Raw genomic sequence first — 13,889 nt, forward strand, 5'->3', positions numbered from 1 at the left:
GTTGTGGTGAGTGGGCTCACCACAGCAAGTCCCACTCGCCATAACACGCGCCCGGTTTCAAACTCAGGAGGTTTTCAACTTCAGGTGCCGCGCATACCAAGGCCGTTTCGGTACGCGCTTGAACAGTCCCTGCAACATACCTTCGTCTTCGCCAAAGGTAATGCGCAGCGCCAGCTTCATGGTCTCCGGGTCCATCTCCATCGACCGGCCCATCTGCAAGCCCGGCGTGGTGCTGCAGCCATGGGTGTCCGGGCCGAGCCAGGGGTCGCCTACCTCCACCCATCGCCCCGGCGCGAACCAGGCGACGCCGTTGACCTGCATGCGCCGGACTTCGCCCGGATTGAAGCGCTCATGGGCACGGAACCAGTCTTCAATGCGGTCGTCGATCCAGCCGTGGAAGTGCCAGAACACCGGGTTGACGTGGGAGGAAAACGGGTCGCCAAGGAAGTCGTTTTCCGCCGCGTACCAGCGTGGGGCGAAGTCCGACGGGTCGCGGGCCATGGGCACCGGTGCGCCATTGGACGGGTCGCGCGGCACCGAGGCCCAGCGCATGTGCAGCCAGTCGTGCAGGCCCAGCTCCATCTCGGAGCCCAACTGCCCCAGGGTGAATTTGGCCAGGTAGCGCGGGTCGCGGTATTGGGATTCCCACACCTGGAAGTTGCTGTGGTAAGTCTCGGCAGCCTTGATGTCGCTGACCCACTGGGTGTACTCGCTGTCATCGGGTGCCTGCCAGGTGGGCGGCAGCGCGAAGCCGTCGTGGTTGTCGAAGTAGCGCAGAAAGCCCAGGCGATCGCGTTCCAGGGCCGGTTGCGGCTCGGGGAATTGCGGCCACGAGGGCAGATCCTGCATGGAGCGCGCGGTGCCGAGCATGTGGCGGTGCATGAAGAAGAAGTCGATACCTGAGCCGTTACGGTCCTTGCGTTTACCCCGGGCATCGCGTTCCTGGCCGCGTGGGCCGGGTTGCCAGCCAATACCACGCAGGGCGTCGCGTTTTTCCTCGGAGAGTTTGTGCCACTGGTCACGGGTGGCGTGCCACAGTTGGTGAAACAGGCGGTGTTCGGGGGAAATCAGCCAGGCCAGCAGGGTCGGGTTGAGGCCGATGCGCTGGCGGGCTTCGGGGAACCACTGCTTGTGGGCGATGAAGCGATTATCGCGCTCAACCCATGCAAGTGGCCGATCCAGGTCGAGGATCTGCCCACTGAGGGTGCTGCTGCCAGCGTTGGCAAAGGCCGCCCAGACCTCATCAAGGGTCATCTTGAATTCATAGGCGGGTGTACCGTCGACCGAATCACGGTCGATCAGGCGCCAGTAGAGCACAGCGCTCTCCCCGGTCAGCAGATCACCGAGCACGCGGTAACGCGGTTCGCCTTCGGCGCGCAGGTTGGCGGCGGTGTCCAGGTAACCGCGCAAACCGCGCCCACGGGGCGCGATGTCGAGCAGCAGTTGCAAATCTTGCAGTGGTAGCCCTTTGAGGCCGGCGTCGCGACCTTCCAGGCGCAGGTCCCACACCCCACGCAGCGTGTTCGCCAGGTGCTGGCCGGCGGTGTCGGCCAGGTCCACCGTGGCTTCGCCGGGGGTGATGGGGAATTCTTCTTCGCGCGTCAACTCGCGATGGGCATAGAAGGCTGCCGGCACAGCGGCACCTGTCAGTGCCAGGCCAGCGATGAACCCACGTCGAGAGATGGTCATTGTCTACCTTAGGAAACGGCTTTATCAGAGCTAGAACGTTTGCACGCCGGGGAAATTTACCGGCGTGCCCTGCCCGCCTAAATTTCCCCGCCCATCACTCGTTCTTCCCTGATAGCGAAGGCCTCAACTGACTGAGATGGCAATGACAAAACCACGTTCGAAAAAGGCGCTGTATATCGGCTTGCCGCTGGCACTGGCCATCGGTGCCGGAGCCGGTTTCCTGGTCTGGGATCACTGGTTCAAGGGCAATGCCGGTTACCCGCTGGCGGTGATCAAGCAGGCCAATGAAATGCAGGATCGGTTGCTGTCGTTCGACAGCCATATCACCGTGCCCGTGGATTTCGGCACCGCCGGCAACGAGGCGGACAAGGACGGCGAAGGCCAGTTCGACCTGGTCAAGGCGGCACGCGGGCGTTTGTCCGGCGCAGCGTTGACCATCTTCGGCTGGCCGGAAATCTGGAACGGCCCCAACGCCCCGCACAAACCCACCGACGGTTTTGTCGAGGCCGCGCGCAACGAACAGGAAGTGCGCTACAAAATCATCAGCGGCATGGTGCGCGACTACCCCAATCAGGTCGCCATCGCCTACACCCCGGATGATTTCCGGCGCCTGCATGGCGAAGGCAAGTTCGCGATCTTTATCAGCATGCTCAACGCCTACCCGCTGGGCAACGACCTGAACCTGCTGGACCTGTGGGCGGCGCGCGGCATGCGCATGTTCGGTTTCAGCTATGTGGGCAATAACGCCTGGTCGGACTCGTCGCGCCCGCTGCCGTTTTTCAATGACTCCACCGACGCCCTCGACGGTTTGTCGGACATCGGCAAGCAAGCGGTGCACCGCCTCAATGACCTGGGGGTGATCATCGATGTGTCGCAAATGTCGACCAAGGCGCTGGAGCAAGTGGCGCAATTGAGCCGCACGCCGATGGTGGCGTCCCATTCGGCGCCGCGCGCGTCGGTGGATATCCCGCGCAACCTGAGCGACAAAGAGCTGCAACTGATCAAGAACAGCGGCGGCGTGGTGCAGATCGTGGGGTTCTCCGCTTACCTGCGCCCGCTGAGCCAGCCGACCCAAGACAAGCTCAACGCCCTGCGCGCCCGTTTCGACCTGCCGCCCCTGCCCAACCTCGCCGTGGCGCTGATGCCGGGCGACGCGATCATCGCCGCCTGGCCCGAACACAAGTTCGGCGAGTACGCCAGCGCGCTCTACGGCATCCTCGATGAAGAACCCAAGGCCACGCTCAAGGACCTGGGGGATGCCATCGACTACACCGTGCGCAAGATCGGCATCGACCATGTCGGCCTGTCTTCGGACTTCAACGATGGCGGCGGCGTCCAGGGCTGGAACAACGTCGGCGAAATACGCAACGTCACTGCCGAACTGATCCAGCGCGGCTACTCCGAAGCCGACATCGCCAAGCTGTGGGGAGGCAACTTCCTGCGGGTGTGGGACCAGGTACAAAAAGCCGCCAAGCCGTTGGCCAACCGCTAATCATCCAGAAGCCAGTCCATGACCGACCGCCGTACGTTCCTCAAGCAGGCTGGTGTATTTGCCGCCAGCCTGCCACTGGGCGCCGCCCTGCTTCCGCAGGCCTTCGCCGCCAACACAACCGATGACCCATGGACGGGGCTCAAGCAACTGTTCAACCAGGACCCAGACTACCTGCACTTCTCCAACTTCCTGGTGGCCACGCACCCCAAGCCGGTGCGCGAGGCCATTGAGCGCTACCGCGCGCAGATCGATCGCAACCCTGGCCTGGCCATGGACTGGGACCGGCAGGAAACCTGGAAACGCGAAGGCCAGGTACGCGAGTGGGCCGGCCGCTACCTGAACGCCACGCCGCCGCAGATCGCCCTCACCGGCAGCACCTCCGAAGGGTTGGCGATGATTTATGGCGGGATCAAGGTGCGGCCCGACCAGGAGATCCTCACCACGGTCCACGAACACTACGCCACCGAGTTCAGCCTGGACTTCCGGGTGCGCAAGGAGCAGACCCAGGTCCGCAAGATCCGCCTGTTCGACAACGCCCACCGCGTGTCCGTCGACGAGGTGCTGGGCAACATCCAGCGCAACATCCGCCCCAACACCCGGGTACTCGGCATGACCTGGGTGCAGTCCGGCAGCGGCGTGAAGCTGCCCATCGGCGAGATCGGCAAGCTGGTGGAAGAACACAACCGCAACCGTGACGACAAGGACCGTATCCTTTACGTGGTCGACGGCGTGCATGGCTTTGGCGTGGAAAACCTCGATTTTCCGGACATGCACTGCGACTTTTTCATCGCCGGCACCCACAAGTGGATGTTCGGCCCGCGCGGCACCGGACTGGTGTGCGCCCGCGACCCGCAAAACAAGTACGTGACCCCCATGGTGCCAACCTTCTCCGAAGACAAGGACTTCGCCACCATCATGACCCCAGGCGGCTACCACGCCTTCGAGCATCGCTGGGCGGCGGACGAAGCCTTCAAGCTGCACCTGCAACTGGGCAAGGCGCCGGTGCAGGCGCGTATCCATGCGTTGAACACCGAACTGAAAGATCAGCTGCTGGCACACCCGCAGATCGAACTGGTCACACCACGCAGCCCCGAGCTGTCGGCCGGCTTTACCTTCTTCAGGGTCAAAGGCCAGGACAGTGACGCCGTGGCCGCCTACATGATGAAAAACCGCGTGGTGATCGATGCGGTAGACCGTGATGTCGGCCCAGTGATCCGCACCGCGCCTGGGCTGCTCAATTCTTCCGCAGAGATCCAGCGCTTCATGACGTTGCTGGGCCAGCGGGTGTAACGCACACCTTTTCCACGTTGAATGAGAGGACTCCATGAACAAACCCCTCACGGCATTGGCACTGACCGCCCTGTGCGCCGCCTTGTTGCCAAGCCTCGCCCAGGCCGCCGCGCCACAACCCGGCAAAGTGTTCAAGGACTGCAAGGACTGCCCGGAAATGGTGGTGCTGCCCGCCGGCACCTTCACCATGGGCACGCCCGAGGATGAAGTCGGCCGCGAGCCGGATGAAGGCCCGATGCACGACGTAACCTTTGCCAAGCCGTTCGCCATGAGCCGCTTCCACATCACCGCCGGCGAATGGGACAGCTACGTGCGCCAAACCGGCGTGAAGATCGCCGATGGCGACACCCGCCCCGGCCGCGAATGCATCGCCAGCAAGCCGCGCTACCCCCAGGGCCCACGCCAGCCGGCGGTGTGCATGGACATGGACGACATCAAGCAGTACGTGGCCTGGCTGTCGAAAAAAACCGGCCAGCAGTACCACATGGTCAGCGAGGCCCAACGCGAATACGCCGCGCGTGCCGGATCTACCGGGCCATTCCCCTTCCCGTTCGATGAGGGCAAGGACTACAGCATCGCCCAGCATGCCAACACCTATGGCCCGGCCGATGGGTACAGCTATTCGTCGCCGGTCGGCAGCTACCCGCCGAATGCCTTTGGCATGTACGACATGCACGGCAACGTCTACGAGCGCGTGGCCGACTGCGAACACCCCAACTACGTCGGCGCGCCTACCGACGGCAGTGCGTGGATGGAGCCGAACTGCGAGGGCTACATGATTCGCGGCAATGACTGGGGTGAAGCGCCGGTGTTCTCGCGCTCAGGCAACCGCAACACCATCTACCCGCAGACGCGGGGGGATTGGATTGGGTTCCGCGTAGTGCGCGACCTGTAACACCCAGGAGATCTAATGTGGGAGCGGGCTTGCTCGCGAATGCGGTGTGTCAGTCGACATATTCATTGACTGAGACACCGCATTCGCGAGCAAGCCCGCTCCCACATTCTTAACCGTGCCCGCTTAGATTCCCTTCTGCGCCAGCAACGCCAACCCTTCATGCAACGCCGGGAACAGGCTGTTGTTGAAGTTGTTCCAGCGCAGTTCGAGGATGGTGTCGTCCGGCGAGATCTCGGTCTTGAGCACGTCGTGGAACACTTCGCCCGAATCGATGCCGTTGTCCACGTAGTGGAACGAGGCGCCGGTGAGGTACAGCGGCTCCGAAGGCGTCGTGGCCTTGGTGGCCCAGTCCGTGACCGTCAGCCCACGCGCGCCGTACAGGGCGTTCCAGGTTGCATAGGCGCCCCGGCGCTCGTAAGGCGACTCGATGCGGGTAATGCCCGGGTGGATGTTCATGATGCGACGGGCAAACGGCGCTCCGGGGCGTACCAGCTCGTCGAGGATCACCAGCAGGCCGTCCAGCACCACGATATCGGCCTTCAATTCCACCAGCGTGTCGTGCAGACGGCGTTCGAAGTCCTGCTTGCCGGCGATGTGTTCCGCGCTGCCCCGTGGCAGGCGCCGATAAGTGGACGGCACGCTCAGCAGCAAATCATTGACCAGGCGCCCCTGCACCCGCAGGTCGGCCGGGTACAGCCACTGGCGCCCCGGCTGGTAGGCAAAACCGTAGTCACGGACCAATTGCTGGTCACGCGGGTTCTGCTCGTCATCGTCGTACACCACCCCCACCAGGTTGTACGCATCGCCCAGCGGCGTGTCGTTCAGCGCCCCCACCAGGGATTCCAGCACCGACATCATGTAGCGCTCGTGGTCCTTGTACGCCACCGGCTGCCCGGCCTTGTCGGCCGCGGCATTGCGCAGGGACCATACGTACACCAGATTCTTTTTCGTCATTGTCTCGCTCTCGCTGGATAGATCAGGCACGCGCCAATACGCGTGCGCCTACACCACAAGAACGAACCAGGCCCCGCCCAATTTATCCATCACCGCCACCGCCGGGCACGCCGAGCTAAATAGTCGCGCCAATCCTTCGTTTGTCATGGGTAAGGGTCTGTGTGCCCAGCCCCCTCTTTTTCATTTTCCGGGAAGTATTTATGACCGACCCCAAGCGCGGCGCCTTCAACGGTTTGCTCGCATTGCTCAGGCCCTTTCGCACCATTGTGATCGTCTCCGTCACCCTGGGCATGGCCGGCGGCCTGGCCATCACGTTGTTGCTGGCAACCATCAATAACGCCCTGCACTCGTCCACCGGGATGACGCAGGGGGTGATCCTGACGTTTGCGGCGCTGTGCGTGTTGGCACTGACCAGTTCGATCGTCTCCGATATCGGCACCAACTATGTGGGCCAGCGGATTATCGCCGCGCTGCGCAAGGACCTCGGTGAAAAGGTGTTGTCAGCGCCCATCGAGCAGATTGAGCGGTATCGCTCCCACCGGTTGATTCCGGTGCTGACCCACGACGTCGACACCATCAGCGATTTTTCCTTTGCGTTCACCCCGCTGGCCATCGCCACCACCGTCACCCTCGGGTGCCTGGGCTACCTGGCGTACCTGTCGGTGCCGATGTTCCTGATGATGATCGTGGCCATCGCCATCGGCAGCAGCGTGCAATTTGTTGCCGGGCACAAGGGCATCCGCGGTTTCGACGAAGCCCGCGACCAGGAAGACGAACTGCAACGCTACTACTCCGCGATCGCCTCGGGCGCCAAGGAACTGCGCATCCACCGCCCACGCCGCTATCGCATGAACACCCACCGCATCCAGGAAACCGCCGACCGCATCAGCGATATCCAGGTGCGCTCGGTGAACATCTATATCGTCGCCAAGACCTTTGGCTCGATGCTGTTCTTCGTGGTCATTGGCCTGGCCCTCGCCATGCAGGCCTACAACCCCAACCCCGACCCGGCGGTGATCACCGGCTTCGTGCTGGTATTGCTGTACATGAAAGGCCCGCTGGAGCATGTGGTGGGTTACTTGCCGATCATCGGCAAGGCGCGGATTGCCTTTGCGCGCATTACCGAGCTCTCCGACCGCTTCTCATCCCCCGAGCCGCACTTGCTGATGGATGGCAGCGAAGCCCCGACGCCGGTGGTCAACAGCCTGGAATTGCGCGGCGTGACGTACAGCCCGCCGCCGGTGGAAGGCAGCCAGCCGTTCCACCTGGGGCCGATCAACCTGAGCATCAAGCAGGGCGATATCGTATTTATCGTCGGCGAAAACGGCTGCGGCAAGACCACCCTGATCAAGCTGTTGCTGGGCCTGTATCAACCCCACACCGGCGAAATCCGCCTCAACGGCGAAACCGTGACCGACCCGGCACGCGACGACTACCGCCAGCTGTTCACCACGGTTTTCGCCGATTACTACCTGTTCGATGACCTGGTCCAAGGCAGCGCCACACAATCGCTGGACAGTGCCGCCAAGTACCTGGAACGCCTGGAAATCGCGCACAAGGTCAGCGTCAAGGACGGCGTGTTCAGCACCACCGACCTCTCCACTGGCCAGCGCAAACGCCTGGCCCTGGTGAATGCCTGGCTGGAGGAACGCCCGGTACTGGTGTTCGACGAATGGGCCGCCGACCAGGACCCGGCCTTCCGCCGCGTCTTCTACACCGAGCTGCTGCCGGACCTCAAGCGCCTGGGCAAGACCATCATCGTGATCAGTCATGACGACCGCTATTTCGATATTGCCGACCAGTTGGTGCGCCTGAGTGCGGGCCAGGTGGTGTATGAAATGGAACCCGCGTGAATTTCTTTTCCGGTTTCTTCAGGTAGGAACGTCTCACTAGTGGTAATGAGAATTGACCTCAATAAACACCTATAAACTGCCCACCTAAAAACATAGAAGAGAACGCATTCATGTCAGTACGACTCGGTCTCAGCCCCCTGAGCAAGGCGCTATCGATGCGCAGGGCCTTGAACGTCAACCTTAAGCCGTGTGCGCTGGCCCTGGCGGTCGCGCTGCCGCTGTCGGGCTATGTACAGGCCCAGGAGATCGAGATCGACATTCCTGCCCAGCCGTTGGGGACGGCGCTGCAGGAGTTCGGACGCCAGACCAACCTGCAAGTGCTGTACAGCCCGACGGATGTGCAGGGTAAAAACAGCCTCGCCGTAAAGGGCAAGCTGGAACCGACCAAGGCCATTACTGCCCTGCTCAAAGGCACGGGCGTCAGCTATAGCCTGCAAGGCAATGCCGTGACCATCAGCGCTAGCGCTGGTTCGGGCGCCCTGGAGCTGGGGGCAACCCAGGTCATGGCCAACCAGTTGGGCACGGTCACAGAGGGTACGGGTTCCTATACCCCAGGCACCATCGCGACCGCTACACGCATGGTCCTCACGCCGCGCCAGACACCGCAGTCGATCTCGGTGGTCACGCGCCAGGCCATGGATGACTTCGGCCTGACCGGTATCGACAACGTCATGCGCCACACACCGGGCATTACCGTGTCGACCTATGACAGTGAGCGTACCAACTACTACTCACGCGGCTTTGCCATCCAGAACTTCCAGTACGACGGCATCCCGATGACGCGCAACGCGCCCTACTCGGCCGGCCAGACCCTGACCGACATGGCGATCTACGACCGCGTCGAAGTGCTCAAGGGCGCTACCGGCCTGTTGACCGGCGCCGGCGGCCCGGGCGGGACCATCAACTTGGTGCGCAAAAAACCGACCTCGGTGTTCCAGGGCCATGTCGAACTCGGCGCGGGCTCCTGGGACAAGTATCGCTCGGAAGTAGACGTCAGCGGTCCGCTGACTGAAACCGGCAACGTCCGTGGCCGAGCCGTCGCTGCCTACCAGAACGAGCATTCGTTCATGGATCACTATGAACGCAAGACCAGCGTGTTCTACGGTATTCTCGAGTTCGACCTGGATGAAGACACCCTACTGACCGTCGGCGCCGACTATCAGGACAACGACCCAAAAGGCTCCGGTTGGTCCGGCAGCCGTCCCATCTATGACCGGGCCGGTAACACGATCAGCTTGCCGCGTTCGTTCAACAACGGCGCCAAGTGGAGCAAGTGGGAGCAATACTCGCGCACCGCGTTCGCCACCCTGGAACACACCTTCGATAATGGGTGGGTCGCCAAAGGGCAATACAACCACCAGATCAACGGCTATAACGCACCGCTGGGCTCCCTGACCCGGCCAGACCCCGTGACCGGGTTGTCGTCAATCTACGGCAACAAGTTCACCGGTGAAACCGTCAGCGACAGCGGCGATGTGTACCTGACCGGCCCCTTCAGCCTGTTCGGTCGCGAGCATGAGCTGGTGGTCGGCTCGTCGATCTCTTCTTCGCACTGGGTGGGCAAGGACTACTACAGCCCGACCTACATCAACAACGTTCACGATTTCTACAACTGGAATGGCGACAGCATCGAACCGGATTGGGGCAAAGTGGGCTTCAAGAACGATGAAACCACGCGCCAGACCGGTAACTACATGACCGCACGTTTCAGCCTGATGGACGACCTGCACCTGTTACTGGGTACGCGGATTGCCAATTATCAGGTAACCGGCACCAGCGACACCAAGGACACCGGCAAAGTCATTCCCTATGCCGGGTTGGTCTATGACCTCAATGACAACTACTCGCTGTACGCCAGCTACACCGACATCTACTTGCCGCAAACCGCGTACCGCGATACCAGCAACAAAATGCTCGAGCCGGACGAAGGCACCAACTACGAGTTCGGTCTCAAGGGTGAGTTCTACGACGGTCGCCTGAATGCAAGCCTGGCGTACTTCGAAGTCCACGAGGAAAACCGTGCAGAGGCCGACCTGAACTACACCGGCGTGTCGCTGATCGACAATCCCTATAAAGGTATCAAGGCAAAAACCAAGGGCTACGAAGCGGAAATCTCCGGCGAACTGGCACCAGGCTGGCAGGTGCAGGCCGGTTATACCCACAAAGTCATTCGCGACCAGACCGGCGAGAAAGTCTCCACCTGGGAGCCGGAGGACCAGGTCAACTTCTACACCACCTACAAGCTCACCGGCCCGCTGGACAAGCTGACCCTGGGCGGTGGCGCCCGCTGGCAGGGTGAAGGCTGGCAGGTGCTGACCAACCCCACCACAGACCGTAAGGAAAAATTCGCGCAAGACCCCTACTGGCTAGTGGACGTGATGGCGCGTTACCAAGTGACCGAGAATGTTTCCGCCACGGTCAACGTCAACAACCTGTTCGACAAGAAGTACTACACCAACATCGGGTTCTATAACTCGGCGTACTACGGTGACCCACGCAATGTGATGCTGACTACGCGCTGGAATTTCTAAGTTCGGGTAATGACAGCAGCCCCTGGCCACTTGAGTGGTCAGGGGCTTTTTTGTGGGGGCGTACCGAGCGCGTACAATTGCGACGTCGATTTATTCAGCGCTTCGAGGTAAGCCTTGAGTTCCGGCGGCAGGTTCCCCTCCGTCTCGGCAACCTCGGCGTTGATCACTTCCAGCGCCATCCTGAGTTGCGGATTGCTGTTGAGTACGATCTCCCGCGCTGACAGCTCTTGGAGGTGGTTCAAGCATAAATGCCGGCCCTGGACGGTATTTCCGATGTAGATCGAGATGAGCAGCTCGTTTGTCTGTACCCGGATGAACCGCACGTGCTTAGAAAAAGGATGAAACCTCGGATGATACATCTCGGTAAATTCGGCAAACCCTGGGTAGGTGTCCAAGGCTTTCTTGTCGACATTCGCCCAGTTCTTATCGAGTTTGATCTGGTTGCAATCAAAACAAGCAATCGCCAGGTTCCAGAATTGAAAGGTGTACTGGACGAAATCCACCCGAGGAAGAATGTGCTCGATGGGCTTGGCATGGGCAATATTTAATAGTGGGCGCTGGCAATAACAGCACAGACCATTTTGCTCCGTCACCAGAAATGCTCGTAACGCCTTGCGAATCAAAGGGCCGGTTACACCAGACTTGAGGTTTTTCCTGTACCCCGTCAATTGAGTCCAGAGGTCTTTTTTGGAGGCAGGCTTCCCGCTTTTTCGCCGCTCGAACTCTGCGATCGCAAGCGTGTTTTGCTTCTCAAGATACTCGAGCGTTTTTTGCCGATGAATCTCGCGTTCGTGGCATTCACCTTCATAACGTGCGCGGACCTCTGCCATTTTTTCGAGAGTGAACTCAGCCATGGCTAGCCTCACTTTGTTTAAGCAGCATCGAAACGGCACCCAGGGTTTTTCGAACAAGGTCCAGATCGCTGGCTGTACGTTCGTCGCTATCAGTCAGGAGTTCCTTGTGAATGGACTTTTCGAACTGTTTGAGCTTGTCGGTGGCTTCGCTCACCTGAACAACGACATCGGGTGTGTTTACAGCTGAAATAATTGACGCCACCACCTTCGCACACCGCTCATGAACCTCACGGTTATGCGGGGTGTATGTTCCAAAACCATCCATCAGCAGCGTTTCCACCGAATGACGCTCATCGATGGGGATCTCCTTCAACTCGGCGAATCTGGACACATAACAAATATCGTCTTTCGCTGCATTCGCGATGAGGACGGGCGAATGAGTCGCAACGATAAACGATGCGCCCAGACGCTCGCTCAACAGGGTGAGGATGCGCGGCACGATTTGCTGCCAACCGACATGCAAGCTGATTTCAGGCTCGTCGATCAGGAACGTAGTGTTCAAGGCGTTCGAAGAGATGATATTGATCAGCAGGTTGAGAATGCTTTGCTCGCCGGAGCTGAGATGTTCGAAGGCAATCGTCCGGTACTTCTCGCGCACAAAGTTGAGTGTGTACGCACTGAACGCACCGCGATCACTGTTGAGGTACCTGACGTCCTCTTCCACTGCCAGGTCGAGTTCATCTCGCCGAGGGTCACCATGGCGGTCGAGGTCGGATTTGGATTTCAAGGTAAGGAAGGTGCGTAAACTGAACCCGACCAGTCCCAGGCACGCGTTCAAGAGCGCAACTTTGTCTGGGCTAGATGAGATCACGCGGATGTTCGGCATGATGCGTTTATTGATTGCGCCCCGGTACTCAAAGAAGGCGCTGACTGAGGTATCGTCCTGAGGGAATCGATGAGCATGGGACATCGGGATACCGATGCTGTGTGTCTTCACTTCAGCCAAGCGGTATACGATATCGCGGAGCAGGAAACTCTTGCCCTCGCCATTGTTGCCGATCACATAGCAACAGCAGGCCTTGGCACGCGCTGTCAGTCGATCCGCAACCATCTTGCTGGTGTCGGTCAACGTTCGCTCAGGAACGCCACCTGATAGCGTCTTAACAAACTCGCCCGTGGCACGGCGTGCTTTGCCCATCGTCTTGGGCAACTTTTTCGAGGTATTGCACAAACCGCGAATGGGCTTGAAACCGTCCAGGAAGTAGTTGTTGAGAAACCGCACGACCTCGACGGAAAGGTATTCCTCCCCACGATGGAAATGGCGGCCTTGCCAGAGATTGTAGATACACCCAGCCAGCAGCATCCGCTCTATACCATCCATGGGCAGTGACGTATTGGCCACGGATACATCGACGTAGAGCACCTCATCCTGGACTCCTCCAGTATTGAGAATAATCGCGGTGCAGTGATCGGAAGCCGTAGGGAGGCTGCTGAAATCGATGATCGCCTCGACGTAGGCACGACCGTGGATCAGCGCCTGCATCTCCTTCCAAAGACCCGACGTTTTTGCACGTGTCCAGTTCTGGATCACCACCAGACGACTTTGAACGTTGTGCGTCAGCACCTCGTGCAATGCATGGAGCATAGGCTCTTGATCAACATACGGAGCGTCAAACAGGAATGTCGCTTTAGCGGAGCGCTGGTATCGGCCGGGATTGACGAAGTTGGCTTTGATTCCCTCCGCTGCCAGACGGATACCGATCAGACAACCTAGATAACTGTCGATGTTACCCACCATTGGAAATGATCTTCTCGGGCCGTCGCCGAGCAGACCCAGCGAAAGCTCGGCAGTATTGGGCATGACCTCCAACAGGGACGTGGATAACGTCGATTGCACGGTACCCACCAGCGCAGCGACCAACTTCGGATGCCGGTAATCAATCCCCAGCTTCGACGCTATCAATTTGGCAGCGAGATGGATAAGCAAATCGGCCGCTTCAAGGCCAGAGCCGATGACGCGCCGAGTGTGTAGCGTCAATTGGGCGAGCTTCTTGAGGTCCATTGAAGCAACAACAGAGTTTTGCAACAGCTCATGAGCCAAGTCGAGTTGCGTCTTGGGCGGGCTCCAAAGCCTCGCGACGATAATCAACATCAGCAGCAACCGGTCATCACCTGAAACATCCAGGTAGCCAGGACACTGAGATTCGAGCTTATCGATCATCTGCTCGGCAATAATTTCGCGCTCATCATGGTACATAGCGGGTCGTAGGTCCTGGTCAGTAAAAGGGCTTCCATGGAAAAAGCTGGCAACTAGCCACCCAGCATCTATTGGAAAGCTTTACCCGCACAAACTCAATAAAAAGGTTGTGCATATCGACAGGAACAACCCAT

General features: G+C 59.9%; 9 protein-coding genes. 5 read left to right on the forward strand and 4 right to left on the reverse strand.

Annotated elements, in window-relative coordinates:
* Positions 1-63: 63 nt before the first annotated feature.
* Positions 64-1,689: a PvdJ/PvdD/PvdP-like protein gene (locus CWC48_RS28830; RefSeq protein WP_100490999.1), complete on the reverse strand. Its 1,626-nt coding sequence runs from the start codon at positions 1,687-1,689 to the stop codon at positions 64-66.
* A 142-nt stretch (positions 1,690-1,831) separates the two neighbouring features.
* Between CWC48_RS28830 and pvdM the strand changes: the two genes are divergently transcribed.
* The 3 genes from pvdM to CWC48_RS28845 are packed head-to-tail and all read left to right on the forward strand — an operon-like array spanning position 1,832 to position 5,366.
* Positions 1,832-3,181 (forward strand): pyoverdine-tailoring dipeptidase-like protein PvdM, encoded by a 1,350-nt coding sequence (gene pvdM / locus CWC48_RS28835; RefSeq protein WP_078047975.1) that lies wholly within the window; start codon positions 1,832-1,834, stop codon positions 3,179-3,181.
* An 18-nt stretch (positions 3,182-3,199) separates the two neighbouring features.
* Entirely contained in the window at positions 3,200-4,471 is a 1,272-nt protein-coding gene (locus CWC48_RS28840) for an aminotransferase class V-fold PLP-dependent enzyme (RefSeq protein ID WP_099492450.1), read from the forward strand.
* 34 nt (positions 4,472-4,505) lie between these two features.
* Positions 4,506-5,366, forward strand: a complete 861-nt coding sequence (locus CWC48_RS28845) for a formylglycine-generating enzyme family protein (RefSeq protein ID WP_100491000.1) — start codon at positions 4,506-4,508, stop codon at positions 5,364-5,366.
* Between the two features lie 123 nt (positions 5,367-5,489).
* Here CWC48_RS28845 and CWC48_RS28850 read toward each other — a convergent pair whose 3' ends face one another.
* On the reverse strand, positions 5,490-6,320 hold the full coding sequence (locus CWC48_RS28850; RefSeq protein WP_100491001.1) for a N(5)-hydroxyornithine transformylase PvdF: 831 nt from the start codon (positions 6,318-6,320) through the stop codon (positions 5,490-5,492).
* 200 nt (positions 6,321-6,520) lie between these two features.
* Between CWC48_RS28850 and CWC48_RS28855 the strand changes: the two genes are divergently transcribed.
* On the forward strand, positions 6,521-8,173 hold the full coding sequence (locus CWC48_RS28855) for a cyclic peptide export ABC transporter (RefSeq protein ID WP_100491002.1): 1,653 nt from the start codon (positions 6,521-6,523) through the stop codon (positions 8,171-8,173).
* A gap of 155 nt (positions 8,174-8,328) precedes the next feature.
* Entirely contained in the window at positions 8,329-10,704 is a 2,376-nt protein-coding gene (locus tag CWC48_RS28860; RefSeq protein ID WP_100491003.1) for a TonB-dependent siderophore receptor, read from the forward strand.
* 38 nt (positions 10,705-10,742) lie between these two features.
* On the opposite strand, the gene CWC48_RS28865 is transcribed toward CWC48_RS28860, so the two are convergent.
* Both CWC48_RS28865 and CWC48_RS28870 read right to left on the reverse strand, forming a co-directional pair.
* Entirely contained in the window at positions 10,743-11,558 is an 816-nt protein-coding gene (locus CWC48_RS28865) for an HNH endonuclease (RefSeq protein WP_078047969.1), read from the reverse strand.
* Positions 11,551-13,755: an AAA family ATPase gene (locus CWC48_RS28870; RefSeq protein WP_100491004.1), complete on the reverse strand. Its 2,205-nt coding sequence runs from the start codon at positions 13,753-13,755 to the stop codon at positions 11,551-11,553. The genes CWC48_RS28865 and CWC48_RS28870 overlap by 8 nt, the downstream gene beginning before the upstream one ends.
* Positions 13,756-13,889: the final 134 nt, after the last annotated feature.

The organism is Pseudomonas sp. S10E 269 (assembly GCF_002798465.1).
GTDB classification, from domain to species: domain Bacteria; phylum Pseudomonadota; class Gammaproteobacteria; order Pseudomonadales; family Pseudomonadaceae; genus Aquipseudomonas; species Aquipseudomonas pergaminensis.

Bases quoted from the DNA above. Each gene is read 5' to 3' on its own strand.
- pvdM (WP_078047975.1), top strand. From the start codon at position 1,832: ATGACAAAACCACGTTCGAAAAAGGCGCTGTATATCGGCTTGCCGCTG.
- CWC48_RS28855 (WP_100491002.1), top strand. From the start codon at position 6,521: ATGACCGACCCCAAGCGCGGCGCCTTCAACGGTTTGCTCGCATTGCTC.
- CWC48_RS28845 (WP_100491000.1), top strand. From the start codon at position 4,506: ATGAACAAACCCCTCACGGCATTGGCACTGACCGCCCTGTGCGCCGCC.
- CWC48_RS28840 (WP_099492450.1), top strand. From the start codon at position 3,200: ATGACCGACCGCCGTACGTTCCTCAAGCAGGCTGGTGTATTTGCCGCC.
- CWC48_RS28830 (WP_100490999.1), bottom strand. From the start codon at position 1,689: ATGACCATCTCTCGACGTGGGTTCATCGCTGGCCTGGCACTGACAGGT.
- CWC48_RS28860 (WP_100491003.1), top strand. From the start codon at position 8,329: ATGCGCAGGGCCTTGAACGTCAACCTTAAGCCGTGTGCGCTGGCCCTG.
- CWC48_RS28870 (WP_100491004.1), bottom strand. From the start codon at position 13,755: ATGTACCATGATGAGCGCGAAATTATTGCCGAGCAGATGATCGATAAG.
- CWC48_RS28850 (WP_100491001.1), bottom strand. From the start codon at position 6,320: ATGACGAAAAAGAATCTGGTGTACGTATGGTCCCTGCGCAATGCCGCG.
- CWC48_RS28865 (WP_078047969.1), bottom strand. From the start codon at position 11,558: ATGGCTGAGTTCACTCTCGAAAAAATGGCAGAGGTCCGCGCACGTTAT.